Annotated in this window: 21 protein-coding genes; 9 read left to right on the forward strand and 12 right to left on the reverse strand. The window is 56.3% G+C overall.

What is annotated here, in order from left to right; genetic code table 11:
* Positions 1–7 precede the first annotated feature (7 nt).
* Positions 8–442 (reverse strand): NUDIX domain-containing protein, encoded by a 435-nt coding sequence (locus ACT3TP_RS01905; RefSeq protein ID WP_444619001.1) that lies wholly within the window; start codon positions 440–442, stop codon positions 8–10.
* Between the two features lie 209 nt (positions 443–651).
* Between ACT3TP_RS01905 and ACT3TP_RS01910 the strand changes: the two genes are divergently transcribed.
* From ACT3TP_RS01910 to ACT3TP_RS01935, 6 genes are all read left to right on the forward strand, one after another.
* A complete protein-coding gene (locus tag ACT3TP_RS01910; protein ID WP_444619003.1) occupies positions 652–1,035 on the forward strand; it encodes a hypothetical protein in 384 nt (127 codons plus the stop codon).
* A 184-nt stretch (positions 1,036–1,219) separates the two neighbouring features.
* Positions 1,220–1,891: a HEAT repeat domain-containing protein gene (locus ACT3TP_RS01915; RefSeq protein WP_444619004.1), complete on the forward strand. Its 672-nt coding sequence runs from the start codon at positions 1,220–1,222 to the stop codon at positions 1,889–1,891.
* A 4-nt stretch (positions 1,892–1,895) separates the two neighbouring features.
* Positions 1,896–2,888 (forward strand): HEAT repeat domain-containing protein, encoded by a 993-nt coding sequence (locus ACT3TP_RS01920; RefSeq protein ID WP_444619005.1) that lies wholly within the window; start codon positions 1,896–1,898, stop codon positions 2,886–2,888.
* Between the two features lie 60 nt (positions 2,889–2,948).
* Positions 2,949–3,695, forward strand: a complete 747-nt coding sequence (locus ACT3TP_RS01925) for a formylglycine-generating enzyme family protein (protein ID WP_444619007.1) — start codon at positions 2,949–2,951, stop codon at positions 3,693–3,695.
* 176 nt (positions 3,696–3,871) lie between these two features.
* The gene (locus ACT3TP_RS01930) at positions 3,872–4,471 is read left to right on the forward strand and encodes a recombinase family protein (RefSeq protein ID WP_444619009.1); all 600 of its coding nucleotides are present in this window, start codon (positions 3,872–3,874) and stop codon (positions 4,469–4,471) included.
* 192 nt (positions 4,472–4,663) lie between these two features.
* A complete protein-coding gene (locus ACT3TP_RS01935; protein WP_096284499.1) occupies positions 4,664–4,993 on the forward strand; it encodes a hypothetical protein in 330 nt (109 codons plus the stop codon).
* Here ACT3TP_RS01935 and ACT3TP_RS01940 read toward each other — a convergent pair.
* The 9 genes from ACT3TP_RS01940 to ctaE form a co-directional block, all read right to left on the reverse strand.
* Entirely contained in the window at positions 4,970–5,533 is a 564-nt protein-coding gene (locus tag ACT3TP_RS01940) for a phosphatase PAP2 family protein (protein ID WP_141393495.1), read from the reverse strand. The two genes, ACT3TP_RS01935 and ACT3TP_RS01940, sit on opposite strands and share 24 nt — an antisense overlap.
* A 54-nt stretch (positions 5,534–5,587) precedes the next feature.
* Positions 5,588–6,112, reverse strand: a complete 525-nt coding sequence (locus ACT3TP_RS01945; RefSeq protein WP_096284495.1) for a hypothetical protein — start codon at positions 6,110–6,112, stop codon at positions 5,588–5,590.
* 423 nt (positions 6,113–6,535) lie between these two features.
* Positions 6,536–7,150 (reverse strand): hypothetical protein, encoded by a 615-nt coding sequence (locus tag ACT3TP_RS01950; protein ID WP_096284493.1) that lies wholly within the window; start codon positions 7,148–7,150, stop codon positions 6,536–6,538.
* A 672-nt stretch (positions 7,151–7,822) separates the two neighbouring features.
* Complete coding sequence (locus tag ACT3TP_RS01955; RefSeq protein ID WP_444619049.1) at positions 7,823–8,992, reverse strand: M23 family metallopeptidase; 1,170 nt, start codon at positions 8,990–8,992, stop codon at positions 7,823–7,825.
* Between the two features lie 38 nt (positions 8,993–9,030).
* Positions 9,031–9,939 carry a membrane protein YczE gene (yczE, locus tag ACT3TP_RS01960; protein WP_219843893.1) on the reverse strand — a complete coding sequence of 303 codons (909 nt, stop codon included), beginning with the start codon at positions 9,937–9,939 and terminating at the stop codon, positions 9,031–9,033.
* A 590-nt stretch (positions 9,940–10,529) separates the two neighbouring features.
* Positions 10,530–12,200, reverse strand: coding sequence for a cytochrome bc1 complex cytochrome b subunit (gene qcrB / locus ACT3TP_RS01965; RefSeq protein WP_096284489.1), 1,671 nt, complete (start codon positions 12,198–12,200; stop codon positions 10,530–10,532).
* Between the two features lie 2 nt (positions 12,201–12,202).
* Positions 12,203–13,252 carry a cytochrome bc1 complex Rieske iron-sulfur subunit gene (qcrA, locus tag ACT3TP_RS01970; protein ID WP_096284487.1) on the reverse strand — a complete coding sequence of 350 codons (1,050 nt, stop codon included), beginning with the start codon at positions 13,250–13,252 and terminating at the stop codon, positions 12,203–12,205.
* Positions 13,253–13,321: 69 nt separating this feature from the next.
* On the reverse strand, positions 13,322–14,116 hold the full coding sequence (qcrC, locus tag ACT3TP_RS01975; protein ID WP_096284485.1) for a cytochrome bc1 complex diheme cytochrome c subunit: 795 nt from the start codon (positions 14,114–14,116) through the stop codon (positions 13,322–13,324).
* A 75-nt stretch (positions 14,117–14,191) separates the two neighbouring features.
* The gene (gene ctaE / locus ACT3TP_RS01980; RefSeq protein ID WP_096284483.1) at positions 14,192–14,830 is read right to left on the reverse strand and encodes an aa3-type cytochrome oxidase subunit III; all 639 of its coding nucleotides are present in this window, start codon (positions 14,828–14,830) and stop codon (positions 14,192–14,194) included.
* Between the two features lie 287 nt (positions 14,831–15,117).
* Between ctaE and trpD the strand changes: the two genes are divergently transcribed.
* The gene (trpD, locus tag ACT3TP_RS01985) at positions 15,118–16,185 is read left to right on the forward strand and encodes an anthranilate phosphoribosyltransferase (protein ID WP_096284481.1); all 1,068 of its coding nucleotides are present in this window, start codon (positions 15,118–15,120) and stop codon (positions 16,183–16,185) included.
* Positions 16,186–16,264: 79 nt separating this feature from the next.
* Here trpD and ACT3TP_RS01990 read toward each other — a convergent pair whose 3' ends face one another.
* Entirely contained in the window at positions 16,265–16,546 is a 282-nt protein-coding gene (locus tag ACT3TP_RS01990; protein ID WP_096284479.1) for an Lrp/AsnC family transcriptional regulator, read from the reverse strand.
* A 165-nt stretch (positions 16,547–16,711) separates the two neighbouring features.
* On the opposite strand from ACT3TP_RS01990, the gene ACT3TP_RS01995 reads away from it, so the two are divergent.
* On the forward strand, positions 16,712–17,305 hold the full coding sequence (locus ACT3TP_RS01995) for a sigma factor-like helix-turn-helix DNA-binding protein (protein ID WP_096284476.1): 594 nt from the start codon (positions 16,712–16,714) through the stop codon (positions 17,303–17,305).
* A 2-nt stretch (positions 17,306–17,307) separates the two neighbouring features.
* The gene (locus ACT3TP_RS02000; RefSeq protein WP_096284474.1) at positions 17,308–17,853 is read left to right on the forward strand and encodes a hypothetical protein; all 546 of its coding nucleotides are present in this window, start codon (positions 17,308–17,310) and stop codon (positions 17,851–17,853) included.
* Here ACT3TP_RS02000 and ACT3TP_RS02005 read toward each other — a convergent pair.
* A complete protein-coding gene (locus tag ACT3TP_RS02005) occupies positions 17,839–18,216 on the reverse strand; it encodes a DUF3054 domain-containing protein (RefSeq protein WP_096284472.1) in 378 nt (125 codons plus the stop codon). The genes ACT3TP_RS02000 and ACT3TP_RS02005 overlap by 15 nt on opposite strands.
* Positions 18,217–18,223: the final 7 nt, after the last annotated feature.

Genomic DNA, 18,223 nt, shown 5'->3' on the forward strand with positions numbered 1-18,223 from the left:
ACCAGCATCATTCCGCTTTGAGCTTCCATAGCTGCGCCCCAAGCCCAGCGGCCAAGACGTGCGCGTGTTCGACAGGCAACCACCAGCATTCCCAAGTTTCGGTTTGATCTCCGCTTTCGGGGTCGTCTTCTCCGGATATCCAGCGACGCGAAACGTCTTGCTCAGTGACTTCTAGCTCGAAGAAAAATCGATTTGCGACCTCGTTGCGCATGGGGCGAATGTCGTATGTGGATGTTCCAAGCTCACGTTTAACAACGCCTTCGAGTCCGGTTTCTTCAAGGAGCTCGCGAACTGCTGCTCGTTGAGGATCTTCTCCGGCTTTTATACTTCCGGCAGGCACCTGAACTCCCGTAATGTGCATCGGATGCTGCAAATGGGTAAAGACCAAGAGGTGGCCATCTTGGACGACGTAGCAAACAACTTTATCTTTCACTTCGGGCATTCAATGAGCGTACCAATGCGCCAAGGTGTCTTTGTCGCTCAATCAGATCCATAGGAGGAACGCACTACGGGACAGCAGGTCTGAGGCTATTACCTCTCAATGAATATTCTCAGGGATGCGCTCCGCAACAACGCTTGGGCTGCTCGATCTGGTTGACTGAGAAGATCTGAGTTGAAAACGTTAGCGAGTGTAAGGAAACACGGTAACAAATGTATATCCGGTACCAAGCGAGTGTTCCTAATCATCGAGGAATATACCCCGGGGTTTTCGGTCTTGCCAATGTACTCGCCCACAAAGGCAAACTGAGCGATACAGAATGGGCTACCTGGAGATCTGGAAATGACTGGTTCAATGAGGCCTACCCAGATCCGACCAAATTGAATCCCGATGTCTACGATCCTCAGGTGAACCCCCGCGCAGCAGCTTGGTTCAAGGGCACTGCTACGCATCTGCTAGAACGCGTCGATCCATATTTGGAACTTCTCAAACGGCATGACGTGCAAGTAGTGCGACTCATCAGCGACGATCCCGGCAAAATTATCTACGAAGATTCGGTGCAGATCGTCGTAGTTCCCTACCACGCCTCAACCTAAAAACTGTTCAACGTCGATGACATGCCGCCGGTTACCGCCGAACTGATGGCTTATTATCATCATCACAGTAAGCCGGTCCTCTAGAAGAATGTCCTCAAGCGGAACCCTCAGCGGGAATACTGAACTGCTTGGTTTGACCTTGACATCGTGACAAGGTCTTCAATGAATGTAGGAGGTGGTCACGATGACCCAAATAGAGGTGGAAGAGTCAGCTATAAAGCTGAGGAACGCGCTGGAATCGTCGGCGTCGTCGGTGAGGCTACAGGCGGCTCTCACGGCGGGGAGCGCCCCGATCCCGGGCTACATCGACGTGTTGATCGACCGGTGCGCGATCGAGCCGGACTTCTATGTGCGTGACATGCTGACGTGGGCACTGATCCGCAATGACGCGTCGGCAGTGGCCGAACGGCTGCTAACGGAGCTAGGCTCCGACGTCACACAAGCGCGGGCTCAAGCCCTTCATACCCTCTCGAAGCTTGGACACCCTGACACTTGGCCCGCGATCACCTCGGCGCTCTTGCAGGACGAGGATGACGAGGTCGCCCGCGCCGCTTGGCGCACGGCTGCCGGCTTGGTTCCCTCTGGCGGAGAAGCTGATCTGGCCGAGACATTGTCAACCCAGTTCAACCGTGGAGATCGGGAGGTTCAGCTGAGCCTCAGCCGCGCGTTCGCCGCTTTGGGAGAGGGCGCGACGGCGGTCGTCGAGCGAGCAACGACCGACTCTGACACAGGGGTGCGTGCGCATGCGCTGGCAACCGAAATACTCATGCAGGATCCCGACGAGGGGTTCGATGCCGCGATTGCAGAAGCACGTCGAGTCGTCGCTCTTCGCGATTCGCCAGTTGTGAAGGACTGAGCGGATGCTTATCGGCGAAGTCTCCGAGCAGTCCGGGATCAGCGCCCGAATGCTACGTCACTACGACAAGATCGGGCTCGTATCACCCACCGGACGGACGCGCGGCGGGTATCGGCAGTACTCAGAGCAAGACGTTCACCGCCTCTTCCACGTAGAGTGTCTCCGCTCTCTCGGATTGAACCTGCAAGAGGTCGCAAAAGCGCTCGGAGACCTCGCATTCGATCCGGCACCCATGGTCGAACAGATGATCGCCCGCACACGCACCCGCGTTGCAGAAGAGGAGGAGCTGCTTCGCAGACTCAACCAGGTACACAGGAGCAGCCCCACCGCATGGTCGGACGTGCTGCGCACCATCGGGCTGGTACGAGGACTCGAAGCGGACGACCCGTCATCGCGACAACGCCTCGCCCTTGCGCTTACCGGCGAGGGGCAGACGGATGTCGCGTCCCTCGCCGAAGCAGCGCTGAGCGAACTCGATCCCAACGCTGCGGGCGCTCTCTACTGGGCGATCGCGCGGAATGGTGATAGGGCAATCCCGATTCTGACGGAGGCATTGAGCTCACCTGACGCCGGGCGACGAGGCCGCGCGGTCGAGACACTGGAGAAGATCAACTCCCCACGCGCTCTTGCTGCGCTTGGCGACGCCTTCCAACACTCCGACCCGTTGGTCAGCGGACGAGCCGTGCTCGCACGCGGCACCCGCGGTGACACGGATGCCATTCCCGCTCTGATCGCCCTCATCATCGATGGGCGCTACGACATCGAAGCCGCGGATGCACTTGGCGTTCTTGCAGCAGAGGACAGCTGTGCGGATGGCATTGTTCGTGCGATTGTCGCCGGACTGTCAGATGCACCAGTCGCCGCTCGCCAACGCTTGACGGCTACACTCGCGGAGATTCCCGGGTCGGCGGCTGAAGCTACGCTCACCGCCCTCGTCAATGACTCTGACCGCGGCGTCGCTCTGACCGCAACCTCAGTCGTCCGCGCGCTCCGCTGAGAACCTCATATGTGCGTCCGCAACCCGACCGGCTTATGCGAGGCATGGGAACATTGTGGAATGCCTACCTTTGACCTTCGTCCGTTAACGGCCGGACAAGTGGAATTGCACGACGCTCGACGGAAACGCCGCTGGACCGTCGACCTAGAACCTTTTGCGATTGGGGCTGTCCCCGTCACCACAGCTCAATACGCGCAGCTGATGGGTGATAGCGAATCGGGTTCGGAATCGCCGCTGGTAGATATTACGTGGTTGGAAGCCATCAAGTTCTGCAATGCGGCCTCGATGGAAGAAGATCTTGCCCCTGCATACTTCTTCGAAGCAGACGAGGTGATTTGGCAGACCAACGCTTCTGGGTATCGGCTGCCCACCGAAGCCGAATGGGAATATGCGTGCCGAGCTGGCACGGTAGGGCCACAGTATGGACCACTCGATGCCGTTGCTTGGACATCGAACGACAAGCTGGAGAACCCGAAAGAAGTTGGTCAAAAACAGCCCAATGCTTTCGGGCTTCGCGACACTCTTGGAAACGTCTGGGAATGGTGCTGGGATTTGCTAGATCCTGCCCGCTACGGAGATTACCGGGTCTTCCGCGGAGGAGGCTTTGCTGACAAGCCGTGGAGTGTCCGGGCCTCGACGCGCCGAGGCGGTGCACCTGGAATGAGTCACCCAGACCTTGGTCTGAGGTTGGCACGGGGTGCCTATGATGATGCTCTGGCAGCTCAAGGATGGTCATTGGCGGCAGACTCTGAACGTGGAAAGATCGCTGGCATGCTGCCATCTGGCTGGACACCTCGGCGACACTAATTCCAGCCAATTTCGGCCTGGTTGTATCCGCTATTATTGCTGTCCCGCTGGAGGGTCCTCCACCGGACACGCCAACCGCTGACCTGCTGCTTTGCTAATGGTGACCTATGAAGTGTCCGTATAGGGTGTACGGTGAACTGTCCGGTGAAGGATCCCTATGTGACACACTGATCTACATGTCTAAGATCATGGTCGGTTACGCACGCGTGTCCACGGAGGAGCAAGACCTCACCGCCCAGCGTGATGCCCTGGCATCCCTCGGCGTTGAACCCGAACGCGTCTATGTTGATCATGGCTTTACCGGCAGGAACAAGAATCGCGCAGGACTTCACGAAGCCCTCGCCGCCTGCCGGGCCGGAGATACCTTCGTCGTTACCAAACTCGACCGCCTGGCCCGGTCCGTCCGAGACGCCCACGAGATAGCCGACGACCTCGCCAGACGCGAAATTAGACTCAGCATCGGTGGTTCCGTCCACGACCCCACCGACCCAATGGGCAAACTGCTGTTCAACGTCCTGGCGATGATCGCTGAGTTCGAAGCCGACCTCATCAGCATGCGAACCCGCGAAGGAATGAAGGTTGCCAAGGCCAACGGCCGGCTCCGGGGAAAACAGCCGAAGCTCAGCGTGAAGCAGGAAGCCCACCTCCTCGAACTGCACGACGCCGGGGAACACACCATGACCGAAATGGCAGAACTATTCTCCATCAGCCGATCCACCATCTACCGGGCCGTTGAACGCGACCAACGCAAGAAAACCGGCACAATCACTCCGTGACCTCTTCCTGCCACCACCGAAAGATGACGTGCGGCTCTCATCCGTTGCCCCACACTGCGAAAGCTTTGCGTCGGGCATTTCGCTTTTTCGCGAGCCCTATCCACGCCAGGATCGACACCGGGATGTCGTTAGCGTGAATTTCCGTACCGATCTTCCTCAGACCCCGACTTCAGGGAAAAAGAGTCTGAGGTCGTGCTCTATAAGCTGTCCCTCTACATTTATCCCGCGATGGTCTCGGCAATGCTGGTCAGACCGCTTGTGCAGGCAACCGTGGGCTCGGTGTACCGGGTTCCTTATTACTCAAAAAAGCTGATGGCGATCGGCTTTGCCTTCGGCGTGATCTCGCCTATGGGACATTTGGTGGAGCTATCGAACCGGCAGCTGGACTGGCTCACTGATTTGATTGTCTATCCGGCGATGCTGTTCGTGTTGGCAGGTGTGACATTGGGTTGGATCTCCACCACGCTGCACCGCCATAAAGTCCCCTTCTCCCCTCGTTTACACCACCAAAAGGTCTCCTAAACTCACCAGAACGCCGATGAGAGTTCCCGCCATGACTTGTGTGGGAGTGTGATGGCCGCTGCGGATTCTCGCCCATCCCACCAGAGCGATAATCACTACCGCGATCTGCGCTCCTGCAGGCAAGGCCAGCAGACAGTGCAGGGCTGCGAAGGTGGCCAGCGCCGCGTGGATGGAAAGCTTCCAAGCGAGGTTCACGATCCCGACGATGACCAATCCGGCAAGCATGAAAAGCACTTCGGCAATGATCTGGCCTGGCGCCGAAACCGCCAGCAGCACGGCGATTCCGCCAAGGATTGATATCAGGGTGATCAGCAGGATCGGCCAACGTTGCTGGCGTTGGGTGACGTGCACGTCGGTGACCTGTCCGCGCAGTCTCATCCAGATCAGCGCCGCCCAGGGAATCAGTCCGACGAAGAGCGTGGCCACCAAGGTTGGTGGCCACGCGACGTGGGCATGTCTTAGAGGAGTGCTCAGGAGTACGAGAGTGACTAGTGCAGGCGGTGAAGCAATGTTGCTGATGAATCTGGCGTATTTTTCCACCGCTTGAGCCTAGCAATCTGATCCCTCGGAACGATAATCTCATACGGGAGAGGGCTAGGAGCCCCCTGTGCCACTTTCACTACTGCTTCTCGCACTTCCTCGCAACGTTCCAATCACCTGATATACGCCAAGGCAGAAAGCCAGTGCCAGCACAAGATGAAGGGAAGACTCATTACTGGCCTTTAGCAACCACCCTTCCCATCCCTCAAGTTCTCCAGTAGCTATGCTTTGCATCGGGTTGCCTCGTTCAATAAACGCATAGCTGTACACGACAAGGGCCACGCTTGTGGAAAAGAAACCTATGGTCAAGGCAAGCTGATTGCTCGTCGGCAGACGCCGAGGCGCGTACCAAACAGCATAAGCCGCAAGCAGCCCAACCCCCATTACAGCAACTATCTGTAAGTACGGAACACTTGGATCTTGCACACCTACAAGTTCATTATTTAGGTTTAGAACCGCCCCTCCGCGCAACCCTATTGCTTGAGCGGTCAACACCCCAAGAGTGAGGACATAAATCAACGCTATCGCCACACCTGAAACAACAAATTTCACAGTCTTGGCGTAATTTTTAATCAACATCAGATCACTCCCTTTATTCCTAGGCGTCCTGATCTCATTTCACCCAGCAATCAAGCTTCGCGTCTCCACCGATTCCATGAAATGACCAGTAGCACTCACTTGACGCGTTTTCTTTCGCAACATGAACGATGTTGTTTATCAGCCCTGCCTCGGAAGTATTGGCGCTAACTACACGATAGCCAGGATGGGAGTAGTAAGTCTTGATCGTGTGCGTTCCGATGCCTAGCTGAACCGTGGAACTCCCGCCATACACCACTGCCCTGGGACCAGAATGCCTTCGAACGTTTTCTGGTGTACTAATGTTCTTTGCGTATTGGAAAGAAGCCGCATGGGCGGAAGTTACAGAAATCGACACTGCCACAAAGGCCATGATGGCGACTACAATTATGGCCAACCACCGCTTAGCTGACAATTCGATCGGCATCATTTGCCCTCACTGCTAGGACCATACTCGAGTGGAGTGAACTGGAAACTCTCACCGGATGAACGTTCGATTGTCTCGCCGGACAATTTGTCACTTGCTGCTGTATCGACAACAAGCAGGTCACTTTCTAGTTTTTTGGTCGCCTGACTAGACAACTTCACATCGCGATAGGCTCCGGTCTCGGCAATTTGCTCAGGACTAATATCCGATGGGAGTAAGTACGCTTCAATGATGTCCTCGGGAACTTCATACGATTGCCCAGTTGCCATGCCTATGCCTGATCTATGGAACCTCGGAAAATCCGCGCATGAAGAGGATGTTGACCAGCTGGTGTGGATCACAAGACACACATTGGATGGTTCGTCCTGCGCTACCCAATAGCTCGCTTTATCGTCTTCACCGAGGAACCGTGTCGAATCAGGATTCAAACCTCCTAACTCATCCAACACATCAAGGGGCAAACCTCTGTCTAATTCAGCCTGCGGCTCCGCCAACGCTGGGACTAGATCTTGGACCGCCATGTACGACTGGTCCGCTGCTGACACTGGCGCTGCTACTGCGACAAGGGCTAGAGCCATGACTCCCAACGCAGAAAATGCTTCTATCCTTCGCATTGCTCTCTCCTAACTTAGTACTTCACTTTGCAAGTTATCCTCAGTTGCCCAATATCTCCGGGCCTGTGAGGGAAATTCCAGAAGCACCTCTGATGCACGTCATATGCTCTTGTGAAGATCTGATTGATGGATGCTGCGGTGGTAAAACTTATTAGCTCATATGGAGCAGGTCGGTAGGTTTCTTGCGACACAGAAGCTGATGCTCCGTCCGCGCTAAAAGGCTGCAAGTTCACTACGGCACCGTTTATTGATGCTCTATACCCACTGCTTCGAGTTTGTAATTTCGATATCAGGGTGTCGTTTGCGTATGTGTATTGAGCCGCCTGAGCGGATCCAGTGGCAATTGCTACCAGAACCGTGGCGACTAATGCCGTTAGAACTGCAGCCACTAGTGCTGTTCTAACTCTTTTTGGGAGTGCCCAATGCATCCTTGACCACCTTCGATAATTTGTCGTTTTGGGAATACCCTTTCCTTTTTCTGAAGATTCCCTGGCAGTCACGCTAGCATCTACAACATTTAAATCAAGGGTTGTATATAAAAACGAGATGCTGTACATGGTTTGAGAAATTATTAGACCACCCATAGGAAACCAAAGCCACGATCTCCAACCTTGGCGTCATCAGTAGTAAAATAGTCCTGGATACTGACCCTTCTATGCTTTCTGTCAATCCTTAGGCAGGGATTTTCACACTTTGTTCTTTAAGGAATGCCACGGGATTTATAATTTTCTTGCCGAGCCACACCTCAAAGTGGAGGTGATACCCGGTGGAGTTGCCATTGGTTCCGACTTTGCCAATGCGCTCCCCTGCTTCCATTTCGTCTCCGACGTTGGCGAGCACACCATTTTCGAACATATGCACGTAGAGTGTGCTGACCCGTTGCCCACCGATTTGTCCGTGGTCGATCTGAATCTGGCATGGGGATCGGCCAACCACCAGGTTGGAGCAGCTAGCCCGGATAACCTGGCCATCGGCTGCAGCATAGATCGGCGTGTCTTTCGGTGAGCTGAAGTCTTCACCTGCGTGCGGCCATTGACCCCGATTTTCACCATAGTTGTATTGGATTCTTGAAATGTTCTCCACGGGGAAGACCCATCCGGAATCGCTGGTGGGCCCATCATAGGGGTCGCCCGAGTCTGGTTTTCTGGTGTCGCCTCCGTCCTTGCATTGCGCGTAGGATTCGTCGTCTTCAGAGACTTCCACGGTGGCACCTTGCAGCGCGGCGTAGAGCAGTTCCGCGTCGGCACGCTGGCGCGCATAATTATCAGGCAGTCCCGACACTTGGACTTTTTCCGCGGCCAGCTCGTAAGGCAGCGATTCCCAGTCGGGCACCTTCTTCAGACGGCTGAAAAACGTGCCGGCTGCATAGGAAGGGTCCATGATCTGCTCAACGGTGCCCCATCCTGCACTCGGCCGTTGCTGCATGAGACTTAGCGCATCCCACGCGTGCCCGACTCCTTCATGAGGAAGATCCAGGGACTTCACCACAGTTTGACGTGCCTGTGCCCATTCGGGTTTCGTCATGATGCGGGAGCCTTCCTGGTACTCCCAGGACCCGTCGTTGGCGAGTATTTTCAGGGAGCTTTCTTCGATGGCGGTCATCAGGCCAATGATCGCGCCTTGCTGTTTGACTCCCGCTGTTTTTGCTTCGTTGATGATGATCGCAGCGTTGGTCAGTTGCTGTTTGTTGTAGGATCCAACGTCGGTGGTGGGCAGGTTTTTGACGTTGACTTCTTTCGGCACAGCCCCCTCTGGTGAACAGTCAGTTTCAATGTCGGCCTCGCTGCGGGGGCTGTCACCGAGGATAATAATTCCGCCAAAGACCAGCCCGAAGATCAGCACAGTAATCAAGCCCAAGACACCGAGGATTCCAGGGCGCTTCACGAAGGATCGCTCGTAATTTTCTCGACAATCCACTGTCCGTCTGCGCGGCTGAGCAGAAATTTCAACGAGTCAGCGTTTGTCTGCACGCTCACGGTGGCGATGGCCGGCGAGGAACCTTGAACCGGTTCTTGAACCTTCGCCACTTTCGTTGCCGTGATGTTGATGTTAGAGGTCTGTTGGAAAGTCTTCCGCGCGTTCTCTGAGAGGTAAGGCGCCAGTCCTTTGAACCACACGGCCTGCGAGAGATCCGGGCGGATTCTGACGGTCACGCGTGGGAGGAAAAAGCCGATCAGCGGACCGACGCAGAGAGCAATCACGACGGTGCCAACGCCAACCATGCCGCCCATGAACCACCCTGCAACCGCAACAGTGATTTCGATAGCCGTTCTGACCTTCCAGACCGGCTGACCCGAAATGCGCATCAAGCCCGTCATCAGTCCGTCTCGAGGGCCGGATCCAAACTGCGCGCCAAGATAGAGGGCGTCGAAGAAACTGTAGAGGATGATGCCGGTCGCGAAGTAGACGATCTGCATGGTGAGATTATCCGGAACGGGAAGTACGAGACCCATTGCGTCGGCAGCGAATCCAACGATGAAGACGTTCAGGAAAGTTCCCAGCCCCGGAAGCTCCTTGATTGGTATCCAAGCAAGCAACACCAGTACCGCAATGATATTGGTTGCCCACCCGAACGAGATGCTGAACGTATTTGCTACTCCTTCAGCTAAGACATTCCAGCTTGCTGCGCCTAGTCCGGACTGCACAAGGAGCATTACTGAAGCGCCATAGCCGGCCAGCCCCAAGAGCAGTTGCGGAATTCTGCGCAGCTTCCTGCCAGCTGAGAACTGCTGAAATGCATTCATCCGTACAAGGGTGGCAGGATTGTCACTTGCACTTTTCTTCTTCACAAAAACTACTTTCGATTAAAAACACTGCTCTAGCGGGGCTGAGAATTGAACCACCGTGGTTTGTCGGCTGAATCAGTGTGAGCGAGGAGCGTTGCAGTCCAAATCGCGGAGATCTGATCATTCCGAACTCACTACACCGACTGACTAACCATCGCTGACCTGATGTTATGCCCAAGTGGTTCGCATGACAAAACGTTAGGCCATACGTGGATAGACAGGTTTCAGGGTTCAGAGGGTCTGTGCGGCCCTCTCGCCGCCGAGTATCCGCGCATACCAGCACGTGCTCGCAGGCGGCGCTCCGGAGCGCCTCACAGGCCACTAAGCGGGTTGGCTGCCTCGTATGCGCGTGGTTCCAGTACTGCGGGCCTGGGGAAGCGGTCCAATGCTTGGGCGAGACGCTTCACGACAGCCGATGTGCTCAATGATCAGTTGGGAACGCCGCCACGTTCAACTGAATGCCCGGAGATGGTGGAGCTGCCCGCGAGGAAAGCCGGTTGCGGGGGAGCAGAGCGCAGCAATGCGCTGTTAAACCTAGAAGAGGGACACACCAACTGGTGTGCCCCTCTTCTTGTGACTAATGCGAGTCGAGCTTACTTCTCGATCGAGTCTTGCTTTTCACCCTCAACCTCATGGTGGCCGTGGGCTGCGTGTGCAGCTTCAAGCTCCGCTGGGGTAACTGGGGCAACACGATCTTCGAAGAAGAACTTCGAGATCGCCGCACGGCGCTTCTCCGAACCGGAGACGTGCCCTGCTGCATCCGGCTGTGCCGGAATGTACTTGTTGTCGTTGAAGTTGGTGAGGAGGTAACGCTTGTACACGTCGACTTCCTCGTGCTTCTCCGAGAAGCCACCCTCAGGGGACATCTGGATAATGCCAGCTTCACGACCGTGCAGTACGATCTCACGATCCTTGCGCTGCAGCGACAAGCAGATACGACGCGTCAACCAGAAGGCGAAGATTGGGCCCAGGAAGAACAGCGTACGCAACCAGTAGGTGACGTCATTCAGCGATATGTGGAAGTGAGTTGCGATCAAGTCAGACGAGGCAGCTGCCCACATCACGCAGTAGAAGACCACGCCAGCGGCACCCACCGCGGTACGGAATGGAGCGTTGCGCGGGCGGTCCAACAGGTGGTGCTCGCGGTTGTCCTTGGTGATCCAACGTTCGATCCATGGCCAGGCGAACATCACTGCGAACAGTGCGCCGGCAGGAACCAATGCAGGAAGCAGAACACTCAAGATCAAAGTGTTGTCGCCCCAAGGGAATGGAATAACCCATTCCAAGCTGAAGTTACCGAGGTAACCAGGCATCAAACGCAAGGCGCCATCGACGAAGCCGATGTACCAGTCGGGCTGGGTACCAGCAGAAACCGGCGATGGGTCATACGGACCGTAGTTCCAGACCGGGTTGATCTGGAAGAGCGCCGAAATGAATGCCACGATACCGAAGACGATGAAGAAGAAGCCACCGGCCTTCGCTGCGTATACCGGACCAACTGGGAAGCCAACAACGTTGTCGTTGGTGCGGCCTGGGCCAGGATACTGGGTGTGCTTGTGGGTCACAACCATGAACAGGTGGATCACCAGGAGCAAGATGATCACCGCAGGCACGATCATGATGTGCAGCGAGTACAAGCGGGGAATGACGTGCAAGCCCGGGAACTCTCCACCGAAGAAGAACATCGACAGGTAGGTACCAACGATAGGCAGTGCCTTCATCACACCATCGATAATGCGCAGACCGTTGCCGGAAAGCAGATCATCTGGGAGGGAGTAGCCGGTGAAACCAGCTGCAAGACCCATGATCAGCAGCACGCCGCCGACAACCCAGTTCAATTCACGTGGGCGACGGAAGGCGCCGGTGAAGAATACGCGCAGCATGTGCACGGACAGGGAAGCTACGAAGAGCAGTGCGGACCAGTGGTGAACCTGGCGCATGAACAAGCCGCCGCGAACATCAAAGGAGATGTCCAGGGTGGAAGCCATGGCGGTCGACATTCCAATGCCCTTCAGCGGCACGTACGAACCGTTGTAGGTCACGTGCGTCATCGAAGGATCGAAGAAGAAGGTTAGGAACGTGCCGGAGAGCAGCAACAGTACGAAGGTGTACAGCGCCACTTCACCAAACATGAAGGACCAGTGGTCAGGGAAGATCTTGCGACCGAATTCCTTGACCATGCCCGAAGCGCCAACGCGGGAATCGACGAAGTTCGCGATCCGTCCGGTAGCGGTCGAGGGGGTGTATTCATTAGGCGATGCCATGATTAACCACGCTCCCAGTAGCTTGGGCCTACAGGTTCGTGGAAATCGCTCTGGGCTACCAGGTAGCCGTCAGCGTCCACGGTAATAGGCAACTGCGGAAGTGCGTGTCCAGCCGGACCGAAGACTACCTTGCACTCGTTGGCAAGGTCGAAGGTCGACTGGTGGCAGGGGCACAGCAGGTGATGGGTGTGCTGCTCGTACAATGCGATCGGGCAACCCACGTGGGTGCAGATCTTCGAGTAGGCAACAATGCCATCTACATGCCAGTCTTCGCGGCCCTCGGAGATGTTCATCTCCTGCGGGTCCATGCGCATGAGCAGCACAACGGCCTTGGCCTTTTCGTTGAGCATGTTCTCTGCTTCTTCCAGACCCTCAGGGATCACGTGGAAAGCGGAGCCAAGCTGCACGTCCGAGGCCTTGATCGGGGTACCCGATGGATCGCGAGTCAGACGAACGCCGGTGTCCCACAGAGTGTGACGCATGGAATCGATCATCTCGTGCGCGGTCTTACCGGTACGGTCCAGGTCGCGGAACATGAAGATTGCGGGGATCGGAGCCAAGGCAATGGCACCGATCAAGGTGTTGCGGATCAGCGGACGGCGCTTGATACCACTCTCATCGATGACCGTGTCGATGATATCGACTGCATCCTGGCGATCTGCTTCGGAGCTGATCTCGTGACGTGATTCAACGAGTTCGTGGTCCGGCATCAGAGTCTTGGCCCAGTGAACAATACCTACACCGATACCGAGCATCGCGAATGCGGTGCCCAGGCCCAGTGCAGCGTTCTGCACACGCAGTTCAGCGAAGGTCATTTCACCCAGGTGGCCCAGGACGAAGTAAGCCACGAAGAAGAACAGCGTGCCAATGATGGAGATGGTAAATAGCAGCGCAACTTGGCGCTCGTGTCGCTTGGCTGCGCGCGGATCGCGATCTGCGAGACGCGGACGATGTGGGGGGAGTCCTGGATCGGCAAACCGGTCCTGAGCTACATCGTCAGCCTTAGCAACGGTGCCCGATTCTTCGGGACTGCCGTGACTATGGTCGCCCATGTTTCTCTCTCATCCTTCTGTTAGGAATATATGTACGTAGTGATGTTTGCGGTTTTCACCGCGAAAGCCTTAGGAAGGACGCGAGGTCAACCAAATGGTGAAGGCGATAATGATGCCCAAACCGGCGGTCCATACGAAGAGGCCTTCAGCCACTGGACCCAGGGATCCAAGCGCAGCGCCACCGGCAGAGCCATTAGCTTCGATGGTCTTCAGGAAGGTGACAACGTCACGCTTCTCGTCCGGGGTGATGTTCGAGTCGTTGAACACTGGCATGTTCTGCGGACCGGTAGCCATCGCTTCGTAAATGTGCTTCTCTGAGACGCCGGCCAGCGTCGGTGCGAACTTGCCGCGGGTCAACGCGCCACCTGCGGCAGCAGCGTTGTGGCACATTGCGCAGTTCACGCGGAATACGGTGCCACCGTGGGCTGCGTCGCCCTTGGTGGTGTCCAAATATTCTTCGTCCGGAATAGCTGGACCTGCGCCTAGGCTCGCAACATAGGCCGACATCTGCGAGATCTGGTCTTCGTCAAACTGAACTGGCTTAACCTGGGCCTGCGGGCCCTGCATCTGCATTGGCATACGGCCGGTGCCTACCTGGAAGTCAACCGCTGCGGCGCCGACGCCGATCAGCGAGGGGCCTTCCTCGGAGCCTTCGGCGTTCATGCCGTGGCAGGTGGCGCAGTTGGCTACGAAAAGCTTCTGGCCTTCCTCTACATCGGCTGCCGATGCAGAAGTGGTTTCCGCTGCCTTCGCTTCGCTTACGCTACCGGCTGCAGTGTAAAGACTGCCGGTGACCAGCAATCCGAACAACAGCAGGGCCACAGCGGCGAGCGGGTGGCGGCGCTTTTTCGAAAGAGCCTTCACTTGCTGGTTCCTCACTTAGTTTCTTGGTGTGGTGTTGCCATACTTCTGTGGAGGCAACTGATGGATATTAGTTGCCTACTGCAAGAAGTAGATGATCGCAAAGAGCGCGATCCACACAACGTCAACGAAGTGCCAGTAGTAAGACACAACGATGGCGCCGGTCGCTTCAAAGTGACCAAACTTCTTAGCTAGCATTCCTCGACCAATAATTAGCAAGAATGCTATTAGGCCACCGAGCACGTGAATGCCGTGGAAGCCAGTGGTGATGTAGAACGAGGAAGCGTACGAGTTCGAGTTCAGTGCTACGCCTTCGCTTACCAGCACGGCGTATTCGTAAGCCTGAACAGAGACGAAGATCGCGCCGAGAATGAAGGTAAGGATGAACCATTCGATCATTCCCCATTCCTTGAACTTGAAAAGTCCACCGGAACGGCGAGGCTTGAATTCTTCGGCTTTGAACACGCCAATCTGGCACGAGAACGAGCTGGACACCAGAATCAAGGTGTTAATCAGCGCGAACGGTACGTTCAGCTTTGCGGTTTCGGTCGCCCAAAGCTCGGGCGCGGCAGCCCGGAGGCTGAAGTACATGGCGAAGAGGGCGGCGAAGAACATGAGCTCGCTGGAGAGCCACACCATCGTTCCCACCGACACCATGTTTGGGCGGTTCGGCGCATGTGGCGCCGTCGTATTTGGGGCATGAGTCGCAGTTGTCACACTGTCATTATGTCTCTAAACAGGCCTCAGATACCAATGCAAACCATGGTTGAATGAGGTTTTCTACGACACACTTAGAGAACAACCGCGGAAACACGCGGAAGTAGCCGACAAACTCTTTCTACAATTCGTAGAGCTTGATCCGGCGCGCCGCACGAAACAATCGTTTATGAAACATAAACGTGCCCTAATTAGGGGTATTTTCGGCGATAAGTTCGCTGTCTTGCGGCACATCACGCAACGACACGAAGTAGCAGCGGGGGAGCAGCATCGATAGGCTTACGTACGTGTCAACGAGCCTTGCAAACGAAAAGTTCCCAACGTGGCCAGATCTTTTGGCTTCCCTGATTAGCGGAGAGAACCTAAGCCGCGAACAAGCGGCCTGGGCGATGAACGAAATCATGACCGGAGAAGCTAGCGACGTCCAGATCGCCGGCTTCCTTGTTGCGCTCCGCGCCAAGGGCGAGACCGTGGCGGAATTGACCGGTCTGGTCGACTCCATGGTGGCCAACGCGCGCGAGCTGACCATCGATGCACAAACGCTAGACATTGTTGGCACCGGTGGCGATCGCCAGAACACGGTGAACATCTCGACCATGTCTACCTTGGTGTGCGCCGGCGCCGGGGTGAAGATCGTAAAGCACGGAAATCGCGCTTCCTCTTCCTCTTCGGGTTCTGCCGATGTGCTCGAGGCGCTCGACGTGCATCTCGATGTACCGATCGAACGCCTGGTCGACGTTTATGACGAGGTGGGCATCGCATTCTGCTTTGCCAATATTTTCCACCCTTCGATGCGCCATGTTGCCGGTGCGCGTCGCGGGCTGCGGGTGCCTACCGCCTTCAACTTCATGGGACCGCTAACTAACCCGGCGCTTCCCAGCGCTTCGGCCATTGGCTGCTCGGACTTGCGCATGGCACCGATCATGGCAGGGGTTCTCGCTAGCCGAGGGTCGCGCGGATTGGTCTTCCGCGGCGATGATGGCCTGGATGAGCTCACCACCACCGCGCCCAATATGGTGTGGGAGGTGCGCGAGGGCAAGGTGGAAGAGTTCGCTTTTGACGCACAAGACCTGGGCATTGCGCGCGCGACGCTGGATGACCTGCGCGGGGCAGATGCCGCCTTTAATGCGGGAGTGGTCCGCGATATCGTCTCCGGTGCAACCGGTCCGGTGCGAGATGCCGTGGTGCTGAACTCCGCCGCGGGCATGGTCGCCTTTGCGCAGGATGCCCAGGGAAGTTTTCAGGACCGGATGCGCGCGGCAATGCTCCGCGCGGAGCATTCGCTCGATTCGGGCGCCGCCGCGAAGGCCTTGAATACCTGGTCGGCAACAACTTCCAAGATCGTCGGAAAGTAGAACGATCGTACAAGAAAGGGAGCTTGTCTCGGATGCCTGGCAATCCGAGACAAGCTCCCTTTCTTGTGGGAACAGACTCTTAGTCGTCTAGACCCAGCGAGAAGGCCGCCTCTAGATCGTGTGCCGAGTAGGCACGGAAGGCAATGTGCGTCTGCGTCTGGCGGATGCCAGGAATCTTCGACAGTCGATTGGCAATTACCTCGGCCAAGTCCTCGTGCTTGTGGACGCGTGCCACGGCGATGAGATCCCAGTCGCCGGCGACGGAATACACCTCGCTAATTCCTTCGATTTCCGAGATCTGCTTCGCCGACTCAGGAATACTGTCGGTTGCCGTCTGAATCATGACGAATGCGGTAACCATGAAAACCTCTCAACGTTAGAATTTTCCCCGCTTTTGGGGTTTTGCTTCATGAAATAACTCTAGTGCACTGCGCAGAGGAGTCCCATGTGTGAGTCAAGCCTATGCGTGGCATTAAACAATCTTTAACTTTTGTAAAAAATAATACAAGGTATTAGGATTGTAGGTATGATCGTATTAACTATCGACCAGCGTCGATCGCGTCAAGGCGAGGACAAGGTTGAAGCGCTAATAGAGCAGGCCAACTCCACGGTCTCGCACATTAGGCCGTTCCAGCGTACGGCGGGCGATGAAGTCCAAGCCGTCTTCGATGACGCAATGGAAGCAATCCATCTCGCCGTTATGATGGCCGCTTCGGGGGATTGGAGCGTTGGCCTTGGCTTTGGCCAAGTAGAACTCCCGCTGCCCAAAGAAACTCGTGCCGGCAGGGGACCGGCGTTCGTATTCGCCAGAGATGCGGTGGAACGAGCCAAGAACACGAACGCACACGTGGCTGTCGAAGGACCCACGGAAGAAGCGACTCGACTGGAAGCAGAACTCCAGCTCACCGCTTGCATCATTTCCAAACGGCGGGCGACGGCTTGGGAAGCCGGAACGTTAGCCGATCAGGGGCTGACCCAACAACAAATTGCCGCGCGCCTGGGCATCACCCAGCAGGCCGTCTCATCTAGGCTTTCAGCAGCACTATGGTTCGAAGCGAATCGCATGATGGAGGAAGCCACCAAATCTTTGTCCAAGCAACTGCGACAGATAGGGGAGTGACCATGCTCTGGGTTGCCTGGTCCGTACTTGTATTGGCCGTAGTGATCGCCGTGGCCGCCAGCTTCCTCGGCGGGGCACAGGGCGCTAAGGCGAAGTTCCGCAATGTACTCACGGTCATTGCCGCAATGGCTGCCGTAGTGACGTTAATCCTGGGACTTGCCGCCCGCCCGGACGAAGGCCCAGCCGCCGTTCCCGAAGTACTGATCATCGCGGTCAGCGTGCTTTTTGCCGTAAGCTTCGGCGGACCGCTCACCGAATTGATTTTCCAGTTGGCCTCGCGCCAGGACCAGGTGGAAGAAAGCCCAAAGACCGATGCCTCGCCACTGCGTGGCGGCTTGTGGATCGGACTGCTGGAGCGCTCTGCGGTAGTTGCGACGCTCTGGGCACATTGGCCGGAAGGCATCGCGGTCGTACTTGCGGTTAAGGGCCTTGGCCGTTTCTCCGAACTGAAAAACCATCAGGCAGCCGAGCAGTTCATCTTGGGAACGTTTTCAAGTTGCCTAGTCGCCGCCGCCGGCTATGGCCTAGGCATACTACTTCTTCACTGAGCGAAGAGCCACGAGCTTGCAGACGAGACGTCGCCCCATCAAGAAGAGTCCAAGCGCCAAAACCGTCACGATGATAAACGGCAGGGCAGCTGTCGAATTCATCGCCACCCGCAAGGCAAGTCCAAGAGCCACGGTGCCTAGCCAGACGAGAACACCGGTTGGCCATAGTCGGTTGATGGTCACCCACGGCCGGGAAATCAGCGTCATGATCAGGTAGGCGATCAGGAATGGTAGGGCCGTCATCAATATTCCACTGATTGACAGCGCGTGCTCATGTTCGCGTCGCCCCAGAAGCGCAAAGAGAACAATGAGCACAAGATCGATGCCGGCCCACAACGGCCATTTGCGAATATTTTCAGACATGATTCCA

This window comes from Glutamicibacter sp. AOP38-B1-38 (assembly GCF_052377485.1).
In the GTDB taxonomy this organism is placed as follows: Bacteria; Actinomycetota; Actinomycetes; order Actinomycetales; family Micrococcaceae; genus Glutamicibacter.

Coding starts and splice junctions, on each gene's coding strand:
- ACT3TP_RS01915 (WP_444619004.1), top strand. CDS start 1,220: ATGACCCAAATAGAGGTGGAAGAGTCAGCTATAAAGCTGAGGAACGCG.
- ACT3TP_RS01920 (WP_444619005.1), top strand. CDS start 1,896: ATGCTTATCGGCGAAGTCTCCGAGCAGTCCGGGATCAGCGCCCGAATG.
- ACT3TP_RS01945 (WP_096284495.1), bottom strand. CDS start 6,112: ATGTTGATTAAAAATTACGCCAAGACTGTGAAATTTGTTGTTTCAGGT.
- ACT3TP_RS01990 (WP_096284479.1), bottom strand. CDS start 16,546: ATGGTTACCGCATTCGTCATGATTCAGACGGCAACCGACAGTATTCCT.
- ACT3TP_RS01950 (WP_096284493.1), bottom strand. CDS start 7,150: ATGCGAAGGATAGAAGCATTTTCTGCGTTGGGAGTCATGGCTCTAGCC.
- ACT3TP_RS01995 (WP_096284476.1), top strand. CDS start 16,712: ATGATCGTATTAACTATCGACCAGCGTCGATCGCGTCAAGGCGAGGAC.
- ACT3TP_RS01930 (WP_444619009.1), top strand. CDS start 3,872: ATGTCTAAGATCATGGTCGGTTACGCACGCGTGTCCACGGAGGAGCAA.
- qcrB (WP_096284489.1), bottom strand. CDS start 12,200: ATGGCATCGCCTAATGAATACACCCCCTCGACCGCTACCGGACGGATC.
- ACT3TP_RS02000 (WP_096284474.1), top strand. CDS start 17,308: ATGCTCTGGGTTGCCTGGTCCGTACTTGTATTGGCCGTAGTGATCGCC.
- ACT3TP_RS01905 (WP_444619001.1), bottom strand. CDS start 442: ATGCCCGAAGTGAAAGATAAAGTTGTTTGCTACGTCGTCCAAGATGGC.
- qcrA (WP_096284487.1), bottom strand. CDS start 13,252: ATGGGCGACCATAGTCACGGCAGTCCCGAAGAATCGGGCACCGTTGCT.
- ACT3TP_RS02005 (WP_096284472.1), bottom strand. CDS start 18,216: ATGTCTGAAAATATTCGCAAATGGCCGTTGTGGGCCGGCATCGATCTT.
- ACT3TP_RS01910 (WP_444619003.1), top strand. CDS start 652: ATGTATATCCGGTACCAAGCGAGTGTTCCTAATCATCGAGGAATATAC.
- ACT3TP_RS01925 (WP_444619007.1), top strand. CDS start 2,949: ATGCCTACCTTTGACCTTCGTCCGTTAACGGCCGGACAAGTGGAATTG.